A 20116-nucleotide genomic window follows, 5' to 3' on the forward strand; every position below is an offset into this window, starting at 1 on the left:
CTGATCCTCGCCTGATGCGACATAGTCGCATCACCTGTACGCTCCCTGACCGTGGCCACAATGACAGCTCAACCCCAGTCATCCGTCAGTCGTCTGCGGACCGGGTTCGCCGATCTCACCCCGGGTGAGCGACGGTCGCTGCTCGGTATGACGCTCGCGGTCCTCGCTCTGCACATCATCGGATGGGGCACGCTGATCGGGCTGGTCGCTCCGCGCCACTTCTCGATGGGAATCGACGCCGGACACGCCCAGGTCTTCGGGATCGGGCTCGGCGTCACGGCATACACCCTCGGCATGCGACACGCGTTCGACGCCGACCACATCGCCGCGATCGACAACACCACCCGCAAGCTGCTCAACGACGGTCGACGCCCGATGAGCGTCGGCTTCTGGTTCTCCCTCGGCCACTCCAGCGTCGTCTTCGGCCTGTGCTTCCTGCTGGCCCTCGGTCTCAAGGCCCTCGCCGGCCCGGTAGAAAACGGCAACTCCACCCTGCACACCGTCACCGGCATCATCGGCACCAGCGTGTCCGGCACCTTCCTGTGGATCATCGGCGTGCTGAATCTGTTTGCCCTCATCGGCATCGTCAAGGTCTGGCGCCGTGCCCGCACCGGCGAACTCGACGAGGCCGCACTCGAGCACCACCTCAACTCGCGGGGTTTCTTCAACCGGTTCCTCGGGGGGATGACTCGCTCGGTGCGCAAGCCCTGGCAGATGTACCCCATCGGCTTCGTCTTCGGTCTCGGGTTCGACACCGCCACCGAAGTGAGTCTGCTGGTCCTTGCCGGGGGCGCGGCGACGATGTCCCTTCCGTGGTACGCCATCCTGACGTTGCCGGTCCTGTTCGCCGCCGGCATGAGCCTGCTCGACGCGGCCGACGGTGTCTTCATGAGCAAGGCCTACGGCTGGGCCTTCGCAAAACCGCTGCGGCGGCTCTACTACAACGCGACCGTCACCTGGTTGTCGGTCTTCGTCGCCCTCGTCATCGGCACCATCGAGTTGTCGTCCGTGGTCTCCGACCAGCTCAACTGGTCGTCCGGGCCGGTCGCCGCACTCGGGTCGATCGACCTCGACGGAGTGGGCTTCGTGATCGTCGGTGTGTTCGTCGCGACCTGGCTGCTCGCCGTGCTCGTATGGCGCATGCTGCGGCTGGACAGCAAGGAATTGTCAGCGGGCTAAAGTGGCGCCGTGCTGCGCCTCTCCTCAGTCAGCGACCTGCCCGCCGATTTCGGCGAAACCGTCGTCACCATCGGCAATTTCGACGGAGTCCACCGTGGTCACGCAGCCCTGCTCGACGCGGTCGTGCAGCAGGGTCACAGCACGGGGCTGAAGTCGGTCGCGGTCACCTTCGAGCCACATCCGTTGCTCGTGCTGCACCCCGACCGTGCGCCGGCGCTCATCAGTTCGCTCAGCGAGCGCATCGAACTTCTCGACGCCGCCGGTCTCGACGCCGTCCTGGTCATGGAGTTCACCCTCGACCTCGCCGCCCGCACTCCAGAGGAGTTCGTCAGCGAGACCTTCGTCGACGGGCTGCATGCCCGCCACGTCGTCGTCGGCGCTGACACCCGTTTCGGCGTGCGCAATTCCGGCGATGTCTCGACCTTGCGTGAACTCGGCCGTCGGTACGGCTTCGACGTGCGGGTGGTCGCCGACGTCGGCGAAGGCCATCGATACTCCTCCAGCGACGTCCGCGCCGCGCTGGCCGCGGGCGATGTCGAAGCCGCCGCGGCGGTGCTGGGCCGGTTGCACGAGGTGCGCGGGGTCGTCGTCCGTGGCCTGCAGCGTGGACGCGACCTGGGCTTCCCGACCGCCAACCTGCGCAGCGACAGCGAAGGTCTGGTGCCGGCCGACGGGGTGTATGCCGGGTGGCTGGTGCGCGAGGCACTTCCTGCCACCGATCCCGAACATTGCATGCCTGCAGCGATCTCGGTCGGCACGAATCCCACCTTCGACGACGTTCCCGAGCGCACCGTCGAGGCCTACGTCCTGGATCGCGACGATCTCGACCTGTATGACGAGGTCGTGCGCGTGCAGTTCGTCCGACGGCTGCGCGGCAACACCCGTTTCGAGTCGATCGATGCGCTGGTCGTGCAGATCGGCCACGACGTCGAGGCGACACGCGACCTGTTGTGCTGACAGCAAGGTCGCCAAGCACCTGCGTTCGCCACCTGGTGCATCTCATCGTGCCGTCGGGCGGCGTAGGGCCGCTGCGCTGACCCGTGGGTAGGCTGCGCTTCATGACCATGTCGCTCGCCGACGAGCACCCGGACCTCACCATCATCGAGCAGCGCGCCACATCGGTGGCGCAGTTGTTCGTCGATCGCGTCGCCGCGTCGCCGACTCGGGAGGCATTCCGCTTTCCGGTGGGGGAGCAGTGGCGGTCGATGACGTGGCGGCAGGCAGATGACCGGGTCCGGCTGATCGCGGCCGGGCTGGTTTCGCTCGGGGTGCAGCCCGAGGATCGCGTGGCCATCGCAGCCGCAACGAGCATCGAGTGGGTCCTGGCCGATCTCGGAGTGATGCTCGCGGCAGCGGCCACCACGACGGTGTACGCGACCAGCACTGCCGACGACGTGATCTACATCATTTCCGACTCCGGCAGCCGCGTCGTCTTCGCCGACGACGACTCCCAGATCGAGAAGCTGCGCGCTCATCGCGACTCCATCCCCGGCGTGGCCAAGGTGGTCACCTTTCACGGGACCGCAGACGGTGAGTGGGTCATCGGCCTGGACGAGCTCGAGACCCTCGGCGCGGCATACCTGAAGGACGATCCGACGGTGCTCGACCAGCGCATCGGCGGCATCGAGGCGCAGTCGCTGGCAACGTTGATCTACACCTCCGGCACGACCGGACGGCCCAAGGGCGTCCGGCTGCCGCACGACGCCTGGACCTACGAGGCTGCCGCGGTCGACGCCACCGGCATCCTCAGCCAGGACGACGTGCAATACCTCTGGCTTCCGCTGGCCCATGTCTTCGGCAAGGTGCTACTGACGCTGCCGCTGCAGATCGGCTTCCCGACCGCCATCGACGGCCGGGTCGACAAGATCGTCGAAAATCTCCCCACCGTGCGACCGACCTGGATGGGCGCTGCGCCGCGCATCTTCGAGAAGGTCTACGGCCGGATCACCACGATGATGGCCGACGAGGGCGGAGCCAAGGCCAAGCTGTTCGACTGGGCATCGGCCAACGGCACCAAGGTGGCGACACTGCGCAGCGAGGGCAAGCCGGTCGGCGCGATGCTCGCGGCGCAGCACGCTGTCGGCGACAAGCTGGTGCTGGGCAAGATTCGTGACCGTTTCGGCGGCCGGGTGCGTTTCTTCATCTCCGGCTCCGCGGCACTGAACCGCGACGTCGCCCGGTGGTTCGATGCGATGGGTATGCCGATCCTCGAGGGGTACGGCCTGACCGAGACGTCGGCGGCGTCCTGTGTGAACCGTCCTCACGCCAACCTCGTCGGCACCGTCGGCTGGCCGATTCCCGGCACACAGGTCACGATCGCCGACGACGGCGAGATCCTCATCAAAGGCCCTGGTGTCATGCAGGGCTACCGCGGCCTGGAGGACGCGACCGCCGAGGCGCTGGTCGACGGGTGGTTCCACACCGGCGACATCGGCGAACTCCTCGAGACCGGTCACCTGCGCATCACCGACCGCAAGAAAGACCTGTTCAAGACCTCCAACGGCAAGTACGTCGCCCCCAGCCTCATCGAGGCGACCTTCAAGGGCATCTGCCCCTACGCCTCGCAACTTGTCGTCGAAGGCGACGGTCGCACCTTCGTGTCGGCCCTGATCACGCTCGACGAGGAGTCGATCATGGAGTGGGCCGCAGGCAAGGGGATGCAGGACGCGGACTACCACACCGTCGTCACCTCCGAGCAGGCGCGCGAGATGGTGCAGGACTACGTCGACGAACTCAACCTCGGCCTCAACCGCTGGGAGCAGATCAAGAAGTTCATCATCCTGCCGCGTGACCTCAGCGTTGAGGAGGGTGAGATCACGCCGAGCCTCAAGCTCAAGCGCAAGGTCGTGATCCGCAAACACCAGCAGGAGCTGGACGACCTCTACAACTGAGGCAACCACAACTGGCGCAGGCACGAATTCGCGCGCGGCAGGGGCACCGCCATACCCTGGAACCCATGTCCGGAGAGTCTGTCTTCCACGATCTCGAGCCGCTGCTGGAGCGGGTGAGCAAACCGATCCAGTATGTCGGGGGCGAGCTCAACTGCACGGTCAAGGACTGGCAGTGCGGTGGCTTCGGGGACGGCGGTGAAGAACTCACCACGCGCTGGGCGCTGATGTATCCCGACGCCTATGAGGTCGGCCTGCCCAACCAGGGCGTGATGATCCTGTACGAGGTGCTCAACGAGCGGCCCGATGCGCTGGCCGAGCGCACGTATGCCGTCTGGCCCGACATGGAAGCCGCCATGCGCGAGGCGCGGGTGCCGCAGTTCACGGTCGACGGCCATCGACCGGTGCGCGACTTCGACGTCTTCGGGCTGTCGTTCTCCACCGAACTCGGCTACACCAACATGTTGACCGCGCTCGACCTGGCCGGCATCCCGCTGCACGCAGCGGACCGTGGTGACGACGTTCCGATCGTGCTCGCCGGCGGTCACGCCGCCTTCAATCCCGAGCCCATCGCCGACTTCATCGACGCAGCGGTCGTCGGTGACGGGGAAGAGGCCGTGCTGGCAATCACCGAACACGTGCGAGCCTGGAAGGCCGCCGGCCGTCCCGGTGGTCGTCGGGAGTTGCTGCTCCGGCTGGCCCGCACCGGTGGTGTCTACGTGCCCGCGTTCTACGACGTCGACTACCTGCCCGACGGCCGCATCCAGCGTGTCGCGCCGTCGCCGACCGCTCCCGGCGTGCCGTGGCGCGTCTCCAAGCACACGGTGATGGATCTCGACGAATGGCCCTACCCCAAGCAGCCCCTCGTGCCGCTGGCCGAGACCGTGCATGAGCGGATGTCGGTCGAGATCTTCCGTGGCTGCACCCGCGGTTGCCGATTCTGCCAGGCGGGCATGATCACCCGCCCGGTGCGCGAGCGTTCGATCACCGGCATCGGTGAGATGGTCCAAAAGGGTCTGGCTGCAACAGGTTTCGAGGAAGTCGGCCTGCTGTCGCTGTCGTCCGCCGACCACTCGGAGATCGCCGACATCACCAAGGGTCTGGCCGACCGGTATGACGGCACGCAAACCGGTCTGTCGTTGCCGTCGACGCGGGTGGACGCCTTCAACATCGACCTCGCCAACGAACTCACCCGTGGTGGTCGCCGGTCGGGCCTGACGTTCGCACCGGAAGGCGGCTCCGAGCGGATCCGCAAGGTCATCAACAAGATGGTCACCGAGGACGACCTGATCAACACGGTGGCTGCGGCATACAGCGCGGGGTGGCGGCAGGTGAAGTTGTACTTCATGTGCGGCCTGCCGACCGAGACCGACGAGGACGTCCTGCAGATCGCCGATCTCGCCAAGCGCGTGATCGAGACCGGCCGAAAGGTCAGCGGGCGCAAGGATATTCGCTGCACGGTGTCCATCGGCGGATTCGTGCCCAAGCCGCACACGCCGTTCCAGTGGTGTGCGCAGCTGGGCGCCGACGAGACCGATGCGCGGCTGGCCAAACTGCGCGAGGCGATCCGCTCCGACAAGCGGCTGGGGTCGTCCATCGGCATGCGCTACCACGACGGCAAACCCGGCATCGTCGAAGGCCTGCTGTCCCGGGGCGACCGCCGGGTGGGTGCCGTCATCGAGGCTGTCTGGCGCGCCGGCGGTCGCTTCGACGGCTGGAGCGAACATTTCAGCTATGAGCGCTGGATCTCCTGTGCCGCAGAGGTTTTCGACGGTTCCGATGTGTCGCTGGAGTGGTACACGACGCGTGAGCGCGGTGAGCACGAGGTGCTGCCGTGGGACCACCTCGACTCCGGTCTCGACAAGGACTGGCTGTGGGACGACTGGCAGGAGGCGCTCGACGAGACCGAGGTCGACGACTGCCGCTGGACGCCCTGCTTCGACTGCGGCGTCTGCCCGCAGATGAACACCGAGATCCAGGTCGGCCCCACCGGCAAGAAGCTGCTGCCGCTGTCGGTCGTCTGACCCTCACCAGCCTCGGCTAACCCGGAGGCGGCCGGCGAGCCGGCCGGGCGCCGCGCAGGTGGACGGCGATGCCCGGCGCCGCGACGCGGATCAGTTCCTCCTGAGGCATCGCCGCGATTGTCGGCACCCGTATGACGTAACGCGCTGTCAGCACCCCGGCGATCGTGAGGATCACGCCGACAGCCCGGGCGTCGCCGTCGCGACCGGCCAGCCGGGCCTTGAGCCGTCCGAGCAACTCCGTCTCCAGGAATTCATCGAAGCCACCGGTGTGCCCCTCGTGAGCCGCGCTCGTCAGCACCGTCTGGACCAGAACGGGACCGATGCGCGGGTCGTCCCACACGTGCAGCAGCATCCGCAGGATCCGCTCGGGCCATTGCTGGAGCGGCGCGTCCAGAGCATGGTCGAGAAGTTCGCCGGGCCGGACCGGAATTGCCATGGCAGCCGTAAAAAGCCCCTGTTTCGAGGCGAAGTGGTAGCTCAGCAGAGCCACATCGACCCCGGCGTCCGCGGCGATGGCGCGCAGGGTGGTCCGCGCGTACCCGGCGTCGAGGAAGCGGCGGCGCACGGCATCGAGGATCTGGGCTCGTGTGTCGGGCTTACCGGTTCGGCGACCTCTGGTTTTATTCATCAGCGTTGAATCTAGTGTGCGCGGCGGCTGACCGTAAGCCTCGAGGAGCGACCGAACAGCGGTCACGCTCACCGGAGGAAGGGTTCTCGTCATGAGGAGCAACAAGGGCGCGCTGACCGCCGTCTGTGTGGGACTCGCCACGGTGGTGTCCGCGGTGTCATCGCTGATGGTCGCGCTGCCGGATGTGGCTCGTCATACCGGCGCTTCGCAGACCCAACTGTCCTGGATCGTCGACGGCTACGCGCTCACCCTCGCCGCACTGCTCCTGCCCGGTGGCTACCTGGGCGATCGTCTCGGTCGACGCCGGGTGATGCTCTGCGGACTTGGACTCATCGTGCTCGCTGCTGCAGGTGGTGCACTGGTCACGGACCCGACGGCGCTCATCGGTGTGCGTGTCGTGATGGGTATGGCGGCCGCGCTGATCATGCCCGCCACGTTGTCGACAATCACCGCGACCTTCCCGCCGGACGAACGCGTCCGTGGCGTGGCGATCTGGGCCGGGCTGGCCGGCGGCAGCGCGGTGCTCGGCCTGTTCGCCTCCGGGTTGCTGCTGGAGTGGTTCTCGTGGCAGGCGATCTTCTGGTTCACCGTTGCGCTGGCGACGGCTGCGACCGGGCTCACGATTCGCTCGGTGCCGGAGTCGCGAGCCGTGAGCATCGGGCGCTTCGACGTCGGTGGAGCAGCCCTGTCGGTGCTCGGTCTCGGCGTGCTCGTCTACTCGATCATCGAGGCGCCGATCGAGGGCTGGGGGAGTGCGCGCACCTTGCTCGGCCTCGCCGCCGGTGCTGTCATCCTGTGCTGCTTTGCCGTTTGGGAACTGCGAAACAGCGCTCCACTGCTGGATGTTCGGCTGTTTCGGCACCGCGGCTTCGCTGCCGGCATGCTGAGCGTGTTCTCGCTCTTCTTCGTCTTCTTCGGGTTCATCTTCGTCTTCATGCAGTACCTGCAGTTCGTCCGTGCCTGGTCGCCGCTGGTGGCTGCGTGCGCGGCGACACCGGTGGCACTCGGCCTCCTGCCCGGTGCCCGGATCGCTCCACGTCTGGTCGAGCGGTTCGGCTCGCGGGTGCTCGCTCTGGTCGGTATGGCGCTCGTCGCCATCGGCATGAGCGGCCTGGCGACCGTGCACGCCACCACCGACTACTGGTTGATCGCGGTTCTGCTCTGGCTGGCTGGCACCGGCATGGGCTGGGCGATGACGCCCGCGACCACCGACATCACCGACTCCCTTCCGCAGGACCAGCAGGGTGTCGCCTCCGCGATGAACGATGTCGCTCGCGAGGTCGGCGGAGCACTCGGCATCGCCGTGCTCGGCAGCGTGCTCAGCAACGGCTACCGGTCAGGACTTCCGTTGCACGGGGTTCCGCAGCAGGTGGCGACGGTGGCTCGAGAGTCCGTGGCGGCCGCGGTCGGCTTGCCCGAGCCGATGAGCTCGCTGGCCCGCAGCGCATTCGTCGACGGGCTGGGTGATGCGCTCGGCCTGGCAGCGGTCGTGCTGATCGTCTGCGCGCTCGGTGTCGCACTCGTTGCCGGACCTACCGGGCGACGCAAGTCCGACGCCGCAGATTCGGTCGAGCGTCCGCGCGGCGGAGCGACAATCCCCGTCACAGGTCGGCGCCGGCAGACGCACGGCCCTGTGCTGCGATCTGCCGCCTGCGAAGAGCACTGACGCTCTCAACTACGCTCCCGTGAGTGGCAAGACAGCGCGTCCCCGAAGGTCCGGCACCCGATCCGGCAGTGCAGAAATTGCGTGTGCACTACGCCAAACGAGGTCGGTTGAGATTCTCCTCGACCCGCGACTTCCAGCGGGCCTTGGAGCGGGCGCTGCGCCGGGCCGAGGTGCCGATGGCGTTCTCCGCGGGATTCCACCCGCACCCGCGCATCAGCTACGCCAATGCCGCGCCCACCGGAACAGCCAGCGAGGCGGAGTATTTCGAGCTGCAGCTGCGTGAGCGACGCGACCCAGCCGCACTGCGCGCGGATCTCGACGGCGCGTTGCCGGACGGGCTCGACATCATCGCCGTCGCCGAGGCGCTGCCCGGCGCCCTTGCCGACCGGCTCGCCGCGAGCGTATGGCGTCTGGAGTTCGCCGACATCGACACCGAGACATTGCAGAATGCTGTCGGCGCCTTCCTGGACCTCGATCGCGCCGAAGTCACCCGGATGATGAAGCAGGGCCCGCGCACCTTCGATGTGCGCGAAGCCGTTCTCAGTGCAGCGACCGACGACAAGGGACTACGCGTCGTCATACAGCACATGACTCCGCTGGTCCGTCCCGATGATCTGCTCCAGGCACTGAGCACGTATGCCGGGCTCAACCCCACCCGTCCGCCGTTGGTCACCCGACTGAGCCAGGGGCCGCTCGCGGGGGATGGCACCGTCGGCGATCCCTTGACCGATTCTCGATCGACCGATCCGGCGATTGATTGACAGTCAGAGTGCTTGGCGTGTGCGACAATGATCCTCGGTCGTCGGCATCACCACAACGTGCCCACGCCCCGTCGAATCCCTGAACGTACCCGCGATATCGCGACGAGTGCTGTTCGGGACCGACGGCGTCCGGCCTTCGGTGCCGCGCTTGGTCGCGAGCCGCAGCTTGGACGTAACAGCCGACTTTGGGTCGCCCAACCAGATGGTTGGTAGCGGCGAACCACCCGCGCCACGCGGGCGTGCGGGCCGATGCCCTCGTTGTGGGCCGTCCGCGTGCTTGACAGAAGGAGGGCCATGGCCCCCTCTACGGACAACCCATTCCTGATTCCCGGACTCGGCGACGCCGCAGATTCCGACAGTCGCGCCGAGCAGGGCGCCGTCGTTGACGATGCGGTGGAGGACGCCACCTCGCACGAGTCGGCCAGCGGTGCCGACGGCGACGCGACGCAGGCGACCGGCGACGACAGTGCTGCCGACGCGCAGGCCGACACCGACGATGCCGATGACGAAGAGACCGACGCTGCTTCGGCTCCGGCAGCCGCGGCACCCCTGACCTTCGGGCTGCTGTTCCAGGCACCCGATCCGGTCGTGGCGCGTGCTCCGCGTCGGGCGACCAGCACCACGGTCACCGTCGATGAGGCCGACGACACCGACGCCGACGACGAGTCGTCCGACGCAGGATCGGCTGCTGCCGACGACGACACCACACAGACGTCGCGGTCACGCCGCCGCGGCGGACGAGGCCGTCGCGCCAAGTCCGAGAGCGATTCGGAGTCCGGCAGCCAGGATGCCGCTGCCGAGGACGCCGGCAACTCCGGCGACGCAGATATCTCGGACGACACCTCCGGCACCGACGACGACTCCGCAGAGCAAGGCAGCCGTCGCCGTACTCGCCGGCGTCGCCGCAGCGCCAACTCCGGCGCCGGCACCGACGACCCGCCCGGCACCGTCACGAAGGTGCGTGAACCGCGCGGTGGTCGCGACGAGGTCACCGCCATCAAGGGCTCCACGCGGCTGGAGGCCAAGAAGCAGCGCCGCCGCGAGGGTCGTGAAGCCGGCCGCCGCCGCACCGTGATCACCGAGGCAGAGTTCCTCGCCCGCCGCGAGAGCGTCGACCGCGTGATGGTCGTGCGCGAGAAGGACGGCCGCACCCAGATCGGCGTTCTCGAGGACGGCGTGTTGGTCGAGCACTACGTCTCGCGCGAGGTGCAGCAGTCCTCGATGGCCGGCAACGTCTACCTCGGCAAGGTGCAGAACGTCCTGCCGAGCATGGAAGCCGCCTTCGTCGACATCGGCCAGGGCCGCAACGGCGTGCTGTATGCCGGTGAAGTCAACTGGGATGCCGCCGGCCTCGAGAACGGTCAGGCCAAGCGCATCGAGAACGCCATGAAGTCCGGCACCAACGTGCTGGTGCAGGTGACCAAGGACCCGATCGGGCACAAGGGTGCCCGCCTCACCAGCCAGGTGTCTCTCCCGGGCCGGTTCCTGGTCTACGTGCCGGGCAACTCGATGACCGGCATCTCCCGCAAACTGCCCGACACCGAGCGCGCGCGGCTGAAGAAGATCCTCAAGGAGATCGTCCCCGCCGACGCCGGCGTGATCGTCCGCACCGCCGCCGAGGGTGCCAGCGAGGCCGACCTGCGCGCCGACGTCGAGCGCCTGCAGGCGGACTGGGAGCAGATCCAGGCCGACGCCAAGACCGCCAACGCCCCGAGCCTGCTGCACGGCGAGCCCGACCTGACCGTGCGCGTGATTCGCGACGTCTTCAACGAGGACTTCGCCAAGCTGGTCGTCTCCGGCGACAAGGCGTGGAACCAGGTGCAGGGCTATCTCACCTCGGTCGCGCCTGACCTGGCCCAGCGTCTGGAGAAGTGGACCGGTGAGACCGACATCTTCTCGGTGCACCGCATCGACGAGCAGTTGGCCAAGGCGATGGACCGCAAGGTGTGGCTGCCCTCCGGTGGCTCGCTGATCATCGACCGCACCGAGGCGATGACGGTCATCGACGTCAACACCGGCAAGTTCGTCGGGTCCGGCGGCAACCTCGAGGAAACCGTCACTAAGAACAACATCGAGGCAGCCGAGGAGATCGTCCGGCAGCTGCGGTTGCGCGACATCGGCGGCATCATCGTGGTCGACTTCATCGACATGGTGCTGGAGTCCAACCGAGACCTGGTGGTCCGGCGGCTGCTGGAGTGCCTCGGCCGCGATCGCACCAAGCACCAGGTCGCCGAGGTGACCTCGCTGGGCCTGGTTCAGATGACGCGCAAGCGCGTGGGGTCCGGTCTCATCGAGATCTTCTCCGAGCCGTGCGAGCACTGCGGTGGCCGTGGTCTGATCGTCCACACCGAGCCGGTCGACCGGTCCTCGGGTCGAGGCGGCAACGACTCGAACGGTGCAGGCACCTCCGGTGGCCGTGCCCGCAAGGGCCGCAAGAAGGCTGAGCCAGTTCCCGAGCAGGCACCCGGCAAACCGACCGGTGGCCCGACGGCGGCGCAGATCGCGGCCGCTGCCCACGCGGCCGCCCTGAGCTCCGGCACCAAGGACGACGCCGTGGCAGAGCCAGCCGAGGTGACGGTGGAGGCCGCCGACTCCAGAACGTATGACGATGCTCTTGTGGTCACCGCCGAGCCGGTGGAGGCAGCACCGAAGGTGTCGGGCCGAGCCCGTCGTCGCCGCGCGACTGCTGCGGTGGCCGCGCCGCCGGCAGTCGATGTCGACAGTGCTGGTGACACCACTACGGACGCCACGGCAGGCGCGCACGACGTGTCGAATCTGTCGGACGACTCCGGCGCCGCGCACAGCTCTGCCGCACCTGTTGCGGACGACCACGGTGCGGAGGAGGCAGCGGCATACGTGCCCGTCGACACCGAGCCGGTGGCCGACGACGCAACTGCCAAGGCCGCGGCCAAGCGCAAGAAGCGCAAGCGGGTCGTCGCGCCCGCGGGGCCGCCGGTGAATTTGGATGAAAGCAGCGACGACCAGTAAAGTTGACCCTCGGTGTGCCCACCGAGCCGACGTCCCGGAACCCCGGGGTCGCTGTTGGCCGGTCACCCATCCAAGAGCACACCAAGACGAAAGAGAGTTCCGACGTGTACGCGATTGTTCGCGCAGGCGGTCGCCAGGAGAAGGTCTCCGTGGGCGACGTGCTGACCATTGACAAGGTGGCCGTGGCCGCCGGTGAGAGCATCGAACTGCAGCCGCTGCTGCTGGTCGACGGCTCCACCGTGACCTCCGACGCCGGCAAGCTGGCGAAGGTGACCGTGAAGGCCGAGGTCGTCAAGGCCGCCAAGGGCCCGAAGATCACCATCATCAAGTACAAAAACAAGACCGGCTACCGCAAGCGGCAGGGCCACCGTCAGCCGCTGACGCTGGTCAAGGTCACCGCGATCGAGGCCTGAGCGCCCGTCACGACGTTTCCGGCCCCTGCGGCAGCGAGTTCGCGCGCGACCGAGCCGGAATGCTCCTAGTCACTCATACACGTAAGGCTGAAAAGACATGGCACACAAAAAGGGTGCATCCTCGACCCGCAACGGTCGCGATTCCAATGCCCAGCGCCTCGGCGTGAAGCGTTTCGGCGGCGAGATCGTCGGCGCCGGCGAGATCATCGTCCGTCAGCGCGGCACGCACTTCCACCCGGGTGAGGGCGTCGGCCGCGGTGGCGACGACACGCTGTTCGCACTGGTGCCCGGCGCCGTGCAGTTCGGCGCCAAGCGCGGTCGCAAGACCGTCAACATCGTGGAGGCCGAAGGCGCCGACGCCTGACGCATCGTCTTCGTACCTCACGTCGAAGGGGTGGGTTCCGATCAACGGGACCCACCCCTTCGGCCGTCATAAGATCACCAGCAGGTGCGGTGGGCGGCTGCACGGCACCTGTCGCATCCGTTCAGGGCCGCCCGGCGGTGCCGGCGCCGCCCGACCCTGACCCCTTCCGCTAGGAGCAACCGTGGCCACCAATTTCGTCGACCGAGTCGTGCTGCAGGTGCGTGCCGGCAACGGCGGCCACGGCGTGGCCTCGGTGCACCGTGAGAAGTTCAAGCCGCTCGGCGGCCCCGACGGCGGCAACGGTGGTCGTGGCGGCAGCGTGATCCTCGAAGTCGACCCGCAGTCGACGACCCTGCTCGAATATCACCGCAATCCGTTCCGCGGCGCGCCGAACGGCAAGCCCGGAGCAGGCGACGAGAAGAACGGCGCCGACGGCGACGATCTGATTCTGCCGGTCCCCGAGGGCACCGTCGTCAAGGATCCGACCGGCGACGTGCTCGCCGACCTGGTCGGCATGGGCACCCGGTATGTCGTCGCCGCCGGCGGGCGCGGTGGCCTCGGCAACAAGGCATTGGCCTCCCAGCGCCGCAAGGCACCCGGTTTCGCGCTGCTCGGTGAGCCCGGGGACGAACTCGACATCGTGCTCGAGCTGAAGACGCTCGCCGACGTGGCGCTCATCGGCTTCCCCAGCGCCGGCAAGTCCAGCCTGGTGTCGGTGATGTCGGCCGCCAAGCCCAAGATCGCCGACTACCCGTTCACGACCCTGGTGCCCAATCTCGGTGTCGTGACTGCAGGTTCGCTGCGTTACACCATCGCCGACGTGCCCGGTCTGATCCCCGGAGCCAGCCAGGGCAAGGGCCTGGGCCTTGAGTTCCTGCGGCATGTCGAGCGCTGTTCGGTGCTGGTGCACGTCATCGACTGTGCAACTCTCGACCCCGGCCGCGACCCGATGAGTGACCTTGAGGCGATCGAGCACGAATTGTCGGAGTATGTCGCAGACGAGTCCCTCGGTGGCAAGCCGTTGTCCGAGCGCACCCGCATCGTGGTGCTCAACAAGGCGGACGTCCCCGACGCCCGTGACCTCGCCGACCTCGTGCGCCCTGACCTGGAGGCCCGCGGCCTCGAGGTGCACGTCGTGTCCGCCGTCGCCCACACCGGTCTGCGCGAGCTGAGCTACTCCCTGGCCAAGCACGTGCAGGATGCCCGTGCCGAGGTCGAGCAGGCCATGCCGCAGCGAATCGTCTTGCGTCCCAAGGCTGTTGACGACTCCGGCTTCACCATCCGCAAGGAGCAGCACGGCACCACCCAGGCCTTCCGGATCCTGGGTGACCGGCCCACCCGCTGGGTCCGGCAGACCGACTTCTCCAACGACGAGGCCGTGGGCTATCTCGCCGACCGGCTCGGCCGCCTGGGCGTCGAGGACGCGCTCTACAAGGCCGGAGCGGTGCCGGGCTCGATGGTGCTGATCGGTCCCGAGGACAACTCCGTCGTCTTCGACTGGGAGCCCACCATCTCCGCCGGTGCCGAACTGCTCGGCCGTCGCGGCACCGACCTGCGTCTGGAGGACACCGGCCGCGCCACCCGATCGGAGAAGCGCGAACAATTCCACAACCGCAAGGACGCCCAGCGGGAGGCGCGCGAACTGCTCGCGGCCGAGCGCAAGGCGGGCCTGTGGACCGAGCGCGACCCGGTCGAGATCGACGCCCCCGACGATGAGCAGTGAGCTGCGCTCGCGGATAGCCGCTGCGCGCACCGTTGTCGTCAAAGTCGGGTCGAGTTCGCTGACCGACCCCCGTGGTGGCCTGTCGACCGGGCGGATCGACTCGCTCGTCGCCGTGTTGGCGAAGCGACGGCTGGCGGGCGCAAATGTCGTGCTCGTGTCTTCCGGTGCGATCGCTGCCGGCATGGTGCCGCTGCGATTGCCGCGTCGACCACGGGATCTGGCCACCCAGCAGGCAGCGGCCAGCGTCGGGCAGGGAGCCCTGCTTGCGGCATACACCTCGGCCTTCGCCGACCACCAGCTGACGGTCGGGCAGGTGCTGCTCACGGCCGACGACGTGACCCGTCGCGGGCACTACACCAACGCGCGGCGCACCCTGGAGCGACTGCTGGCATTGGGAGTCGTGCCCGTCATCAACGAGAACGACACCGTCGCCACCCACGAGATCCGCTTCGGCGACAACGACCGGCTCGCGGCCCTGGTTGCGCACCTCATCGACGCCGATGCGCTTGTGCTCCTCTCCGACGTCGATGCGCTGTATGACGGTCCGCCGTCGCGGCCGGGCGCCCTTCGGATCGGAGCGGTGCTCGGACCGGAGGATCTGGCGGGCGTCGACATCGGCACAGCAGGCACGTCTGTCGGCACCGGAGGGATGGTGACCAAGGTCGAAGCAGCCGCCATCGCCACCTCCGCCGGTGTGCCGACGGTGCTGACCTCGACCGGCAACGCCGGCGCTGCGCTGGCGGGCCACGACATCGGCACGGTCTTCGCGCCGACCAGTGAACGGCCCAGCGCCCGCGCGCTGTGGCTGCGGCACGCGACGACACCTGCCGGACGGCTTGTGCTCGACGCCGGTGCGGTCACGGCCGTCACCACCCGCGGCACCTCCTTGCTACCGGCCGGCATTCGCGCGGTCGAGGGGCACTTCAGCGCAGGTGACGCCGTTGACCTCGTCGACGAGACCGGTCACGCCGTAGCCCGTGGCCTGGTCAACTACGACTCCAGGGAGCTGCCCGAATTGCTCGGTCACACGACACGCGAGCTCGCAGCCACGCTCGGCCCGACATACGAGCGCGAGGTCGTGCATCGTGACCACCTCGTGCTGCTGTCACATGGTTTGTCCGGCACGCCCACAGGCGATCGCGCAGGACGATAAGCAAGGATGCTGGCGTGACTGCGGCAGACGAACCGGCTGAGGCGACGGCGAGCGCCGACGGCAAGGACTCCAAGCCCGCGGAATGGTGGGACGACCCGCGGATGCCCTGGAAGGGCAAGCCGACCAAGGCCGAACTGTGGTGCATCGGGCTGATCATCGCCACGGGTGCCTACGGCCTCCTGACGATCCCGGTGCGGCCGTGGATCCTCGGTTCGTTTTCAGCCCCGACCCGCGACTACGTGCTCGCGGTCTTCAACGGCTCCAACATCGCGATGGTCGACCTCGGCGCCTTGATGCGCGTGGGTCAGCACCAGCCGCTGTGGTGGCTGGCTCTGATCGCGGCGTCTCTCACGTCGATCAAGTTCGACTGGCTGTGGTGGTGGGCCGGGCGCTTGTGGGGACGCGGCGTCATCGACATGGTGGCCGCGCGATCCAAGTGGGCTGCCCGCACCGCGTACGCCGCCGAGCGCCTCGCGAAGCGTTTCGGCGGGCCGGCGGTCTTCCTGGTGTGGTTCATCCCGTTCCTGCCGAGCTCGATCATCTACGCCTTCGTCGGCGACGCCCGGATGAGCCTGAAGAAGTTCCTGGCGATCGACTTCGCCGCGGGCATCGTCTACCGCGGGATCTGGATGTATCTCGGCTACCGCATGGGCGCAACCGCCAAGGATCTGGTCAACGAGCTGGCGAAGTACGCGCTCTGGCTGACCATCGCCGGTGTGATCGTGGTGTTCGTCAGTGTCTACCGGCAGCAGCGGCGGTTCGCGGCCGGTCGCTGATGACCGAAGCCTGGAAAGGCTCCCGTCATACCGAACCTCTCGGCCTACGCTTCCGGGTATGACGAGCACGATCGACGAGCGTGACCGGTCCGATGTGACGACTGCTGACGAAGCGACGCACCGGGTGCAGGCGGCCGCGTCCGCTGCCCGCCGCGCAGCGCGGCGGCTGGCGCAACTGGCCACCGCCGACAAGAACTCCGCGCTGCATCACCTCGCCGACGCGCTCGTCACGGCCACGGATCAGATCGTTGCCGCCAACGACATCGACCTGGCCAGAGGTCGTGACCAGGGCATGCCCGACGGTTTGCAGGATCGACTGCGACTCACTCCGGAGCGTGTTCAGGCGATCGCCCAGGCGTTGCGCGACCTGGCGGCGCTGCCGGATCCGATCGGAGAGGTCGTGCGGGGCAGCACGTTGGCCAACGGCTTGCAGCTGCGACAGGTGCGGGTGCCGATGGGCGTCGTCGGCATGGTCTACGAGTCACGACCCAATGTCACAGTCGACGCCGCCGGCCTGGGGCTCAAGAGCGGCAATGCGATGATTCTGCGCGGGGGTTCGGCAGCTGCGCGCACCAACGCGACGATCGTCGATGTGTTGCGCACCGCTCTCGTCGACGACGGCCTGCCGGCCGATGCGGTGAGCCTGCTGGAGGGTGGCCACGAGGATGTCGACGCGCTCATCACCGCCCGCGGTCTCGTCGACCTGGTGATCCCGCGAGGCAGCGACCGGCTGATCCAGGCCGTCGTGCAGGGCGCGACGGTGCCGGTGATCGAAACCGGCGTGGGCAACTGCCATGTGTATGTCGATGCTGCCGCAGACCTCGATCAAGCGGTGCGCATCGCGCTCAATTCCAAAACGCACCGGCCCAGCGTGTGCAATGCGGCCGAATCGCTGCTGGTGCACACGGCCGTTGCGGACGAGGTGCTGCCCGCGTTGTATGACGCGCTCACGGCGGCCGGGGTCGTGCTCCACACGGACGAGCCGGCGTCGCGTATCGCCCAGGCGCACGGGTCGGCATACCTGCCCGTGACCGAGGAGGACTTCGCCACCGAATACCTCGCGCTCGAGATGAGCGTTGCCGTCGTGCCCGATCTGACTGCCGCGATCGAGCACATCGACCGCTACGGCTCGGGCCACACCGAGGTGATCGTGACCGAGGACCGTGCGGCGGCCCGGCGGTTCACCGCAGAGGTCGACGCGGCCGTGGTCATGGTCAACGCGTCGTCGCGGTTCACCGACGGGGGGGAGTTCGGTTTCGGCGCCGAGATCGGCATCTCCACCCAGAAGCTGCACGCGCGTGGACCGATGGGTCTGCAGGAGCTCACCAGCACCAAGTGGATCGTCGAAGGCGACGGTCAGATCCGGGGCTAGCTGTTGTCGTTGAGCGAGTCGTAGGCGACGTAATAACTGGGCCTGTCCTGCTGGGCCACGAAGATGCGGCCGATGTATTCGCCGAGGATGCCCAGGCAGAGCAGTTGGAGGGCGGCAAAGGCCGCCACGATCGCGACGATCGATGTCCAGCCCTGCAGCACCTGCCCGCCGAACAGTTTCATGCCGAGTGCGTAGGCGAGCATGACGGCGGCGACGACGAAACCCACGAGGCCGAACCACGTCGCGAGGCGCAACGGTGCCTGCGAGAAACCGGTGATCGAGTCGAGGGTGAGCTTGAGCATCTTCGACAACGGGTACTTCGACTCGCCGGCGGCGCGCTCCTCGCGTCGGTATCCGACTGTGGCAGAAGGAAATCCGAGAGTGGGCACGACCAGCCGAAGCACCCGGTTGTGCTCGGGGAGCGCATTGACGGCCTCGACCGTCGCGCGCGACATCAGGCGGAAGTCGCCCGCATCCGGCGGTGCGTCGATGCCGGACAGGCGGCGCATGAGCAGGTAGAACGCCCGAGCGGTCTGCCGCTTGAAGGCGGTGTCGGTGGTGCGGTCGGTGCGCACGCCATACACGACGTCGGCGCCCTCCCGGCCCGCCTTGACCATGTCTGCGATGACCTCGGGCGGGTCCTGCAGATCGGCGTCGATGGTGACCATCCACTGGCCACGTGCGGCGGCAAGGCCGGCGGAGATCGCTGCCTGGTGACCCGCGTTGGCGCGCAGTCGAATCACGCGCAGTTGCGGCCATTCGCGCTTGAAGCGCTGCAGCAGTACCGGCGTCTGGTCCTTGGATCCGTCGTCGACGGCGACGACCTCATAGGTCGCGCCGATGGATTCCAGGGTCGGGCGTAAACGCTCGACGAGCAGCGGGAGGACATCCTGTTCATTGAACATCGGGATGACGACAGAGAGCTCCGGGGTCATGGTGGCCATAGGGTAACGCGACGCATTGAGCACTTCGTCTGAGTCACCCGATAGGCTGCACACCATGAAGTCGTCCCTGGCCCGTATCGGCGCGGATTCCTATGTACCTCCGCTGCAGGAGCACCACCTGCCGTTCCCGCACATCGTCTACGGGCTGATCGCCTTCTGCGTGTTCCTGGGTCTGCTCGGCCTGCTGTGGAGCTTCCGCAACACGGCCACGAAAGCAGCGGCACCGACGGCGGGCAACGAGCACGGCGGACGGTCGGAGCACTGACCGTTCGGCTGGGGGTGATGGGCGGAACCTTCGACCCCATTCACCACGGCCACCTGGTGGCGGCCAGCGAGGTGCAGTCGCTCCTCGGTCTTGACGAGGTCGTCTTCGTGCCGACCGGTCAGCCCTGGCAGAAAAGCGGCCGTGAGGTCGCTCCCGCTGAGCATCGCTACCTGATGACGGTCATCGCGACCGCGTCGAACCCCCGGTTCACCGTCAGTCGCGTCGACATCGACCGGCCCGGCCCGACATACACGCTGGACACGCTGACCGACCTGCGCCGGGCCCGCCCGGATGCGGAGTTGTTCTTCATCACCGGCGCCGACGCGCTGGCACAGATCGTGTCATGGCGCGGCATCGACCAGATGTGGGAGCTCGCCAACTTCATCGGCGTCACCCGTCCCGGTCACGTTCTCAGCGATCATGGGCTGCCGCGCGACCGGGTCACGCTGAAGGAGATCCCGGCGATGGCGATCAGCTCCACCGACTGCAGGCGCCGGGTCACCGCCGGCCAGCCCGTCTGGTATCTCGTGCCCGACGGCGTCGTGCAGTACATCGCAAAGCATCAGCTCTACCGGCCAGGTGCCGGTCAACTCCAGGAGGACTGAATGGCCGCCACCCAGCGGGCCATCGATCTGGCCAAGGCAGCCGCCGTGGCCGCAGCGGACAAGGTCGCCACCTCGGTCATCGCGATCGACGTCAGCGATCAGTTGGCTCTCACCGACATCTTCGTCGTGGCTGCCGGCAGCAACGAGCGTCAGGTCTCGGCAATCGTCGACGCCGTCGAGGAGCGCCTGCACGACATGCAGGCCAAGCCGATTCGCCGCGAGGGGCGCGGCGACGGACGCTGGGTGCTGCTGGACTTCGGGGACATCGTCGTGCACGTGCAGCACGAGGAAGAACGCGACTTCTACGCCCTCGACCGGCTGTGGCGGGACTGCCCCACGATCGACCTCACGGCCTGAGCGCTGCGCT

18 protein-coding genes are annotated in these 20116 nt (G+C 67.7%); 16 read left to right on the forward strand and 2 right to left on the reverse strand.

The window, feature by feature from the left end; translation table 11 throughout:
* Positions 1-60: 60 nt before the first annotated feature.
* The 4 genes from nicT to BKA23_RS05400 all read left to right on the forward strand — a co-directional run bounded on the left by nicT (position 61) and on the right by BKA23_RS05400 (position 6091).
* Entirely contained in the window at positions 61-1179 is a 1119-nt protein-coding gene (gene nicT, locus BKA23_RS05385; protein ID WP_145226198.1) for a Nickel transporter NicT, read from the forward strand.
* Between the two features lie 9 nt (positions 1180-1188).
* Positions 1189-2136, forward strand: a complete 948-nt coding sequence (locus tag BKA23_RS05390) for a bifunctional riboflavin kinase/FAD synthetase (protein ID WP_145226200.1) — start codon at positions 1189-1191, stop codon at positions 2134-2136.
* A gap of 101 nt (positions 2137-2237) precedes the next feature.
* Entirely contained in the window at positions 2238-4070 is a 1833-nt protein-coding gene (locus BKA23_RS05395) for an AMP-dependent synthetase/ligase (RefSeq protein ID WP_145226203.1), read from the forward strand.
* A gap of 65 nt (positions 4071-4135) precedes the next feature.
* Complete coding sequence (locus tag BKA23_RS05400; protein WP_145226205.1) at positions 4136-6091, forward strand: TIGR03960 family B12-binding radical SAM protein; 1956 nt, start codon at positions 4136-4138, stop codon at positions 6089-6091.
* 16 nt (positions 6092-6107) lie between these two features.
* Here BKA23_RS05400 and BKA23_RS05405 read toward each other — a convergent pair whose 3' ends face one another.
* On the reverse strand, positions 6108-6719 hold the full coding sequence (locus BKA23_RS05405) for a TetR/AcrR family transcriptional regulator (RefSeq protein ID WP_170226381.1): 612 nt from the start codon (positions 6717-6719) through the stop codon (positions 6108-6110).
* Between the two features lie 91 nt (positions 6720-6810).
* Between BKA23_RS05405 and BKA23_RS05410 the strand changes: the two genes are divergently transcribed.
* The 9 genes from BKA23_RS05410 to BKA23_RS05450 all read left to right on the forward strand — a co-directional run bounded on the left by BKA23_RS05410 (position 6811) and on the right by BKA23_RS05450 (position 17935).
* Positions 6811-8385, forward strand: a complete 1575-nt coding sequence (locus BKA23_RS05410) for an MFS transporter (RefSeq protein WP_145226209.1) — start codon at positions 6811-6813, stop codon at positions 8383-8385.
* A 23-nt stretch (positions 8386-8408) separates the two neighbouring features.
* Positions 8409-9146 carry a TIGR03936 family radical SAM-associated protein gene (locus tag BKA23_RS05415; RefSeq protein ID WP_246104469.1) on the forward strand — a complete coding sequence of 246 codons (738 nt, stop codon included), beginning with the start codon at positions 8409-8411 and terminating at the stop codon, positions 9144-9146.
* Between the two features lie 393 nt (positions 9147-9539).
* Complete coding sequence (locus BKA23_RS05420) at positions 9540-12134, forward strand: Rne/Rng family ribonuclease (RefSeq protein ID WP_425473769.1); 2595 nt, start codon at positions 9540-9542, stop codon at positions 12132-12134.
* A 104-nt stretch (positions 12135-12238) separates the two neighbouring features.
* Positions 12239-12547 (forward strand): 50S ribosomal protein L21, encoded by a 309-nt coding sequence (gene rplU, locus BKA23_RS05425; RefSeq protein WP_145228241.1) that lies wholly within the window; start codon positions 12239-12241, stop codon positions 12545-12547.
* A gap of 97 nt (positions 12548-12644) precedes the next feature.
* Positions 12645-12911 (forward strand): 50S ribosomal protein L27, encoded by a 267-nt coding sequence (gene rpmA, locus BKA23_RS05430; protein ID WP_145226213.1) that lies wholly within the window; start codon positions 12645-12647, stop codon positions 12909-12911.
* A 181-nt stretch (positions 12912-13092) separates the two neighbouring features.
* Positions 13093-14634 (forward strand): GTPase ObgE, encoded by a 1542-nt coding sequence (obgE, locus tag BKA23_RS05435; protein ID WP_145226214.1) that lies wholly within the window; start codon positions 13093-13095, stop codon positions 14632-14634.
* Complete coding sequence (gene proB, locus BKA23_RS05440; RefSeq protein WP_145226216.1) at positions 14624-15787, forward strand: glutamate 5-kinase; 1164 nt, start codon at positions 14624-14626, stop codon at positions 15785-15787. Before obgE ends, proB begins: the two co-directional genes overlap by 11 nt.
* Positions 15788-15801: 14 nt before the next feature.
* Complete coding sequence (locus BKA23_RS05445; RefSeq protein WP_145226218.1) at positions 15802-16563, forward strand: DedA family protein; 762 nt, start codon at positions 15802-15804, stop codon at positions 16561-16563.
* A 58-nt stretch (positions 16564-16621) separates the two neighbouring features.
* A complete protein-coding gene (locus BKA23_RS05450; protein ID WP_145226220.1) occupies positions 16622-17935 on the forward strand; it encodes a glutamate-5-semialdehyde dehydrogenase in 1314 nt (437 codons plus the stop codon).
* Here BKA23_RS05450 and BKA23_RS05455 read toward each other — a convergent pair.
* Positions 17932-18870 carry a glycosyltransferase family 2 protein gene (locus tag BKA23_RS05455; protein ID WP_145226223.1) on the reverse strand — a complete coding sequence of 313 codons (939 nt, stop codon included), beginning with the start codon at positions 18868-18870 and terminating at the stop codon, positions 17932-17934. The genes BKA23_RS05450 and BKA23_RS05455 overlap by 4 nt on opposite strands.
* Positions 18871-18934: 64 nt before the next feature.
* Between BKA23_RS05455 and BKA23_RS05460 the strand changes: the two genes are divergently transcribed.
* The 3 genes from BKA23_RS05460 to rsfS are packed head-to-tail and all read left to right on the forward strand — an operon-like array spanning position 18935 to position 20106.
* Entirely contained in the window at positions 18935-19144 is a 210-nt protein-coding gene (locus BKA23_RS05460; protein ID WP_145226225.1) for a hypothetical protein, read from the forward strand.
* Positions 19145-19161: 17 nt separating this feature from the next.
* On the forward strand, positions 19162-19749 hold the full coding sequence (gene nadD / locus BKA23_RS05465; protein ID WP_145226227.1) for a nicotinate-nucleotide adenylyltransferase: 588 nt from the start codon (positions 19162-19164) through the stop codon (positions 19747-19749).
* Positions 19750-20106, forward strand: coding sequence for a ribosome silencing factor (rsfS, locus tag BKA23_RS05470; RefSeq protein ID WP_145226229.1), 357 nt, complete (start codon positions 19750-19752; stop codon positions 20104-20106).
* The last annotated feature ends 10 nt before the right edge of the window (positions 20107-20116 follow it).

Source organism: Rudaeicoccus suwonensis (assembly GCF_007829035.1).
GTDB classification, from domain to species: domain Bacteria; phylum Actinomycetota; class Actinomycetes; order Actinomycetales; family Dermatophilaceae; genus Rudaeicoccus; species Rudaeicoccus suwonensis.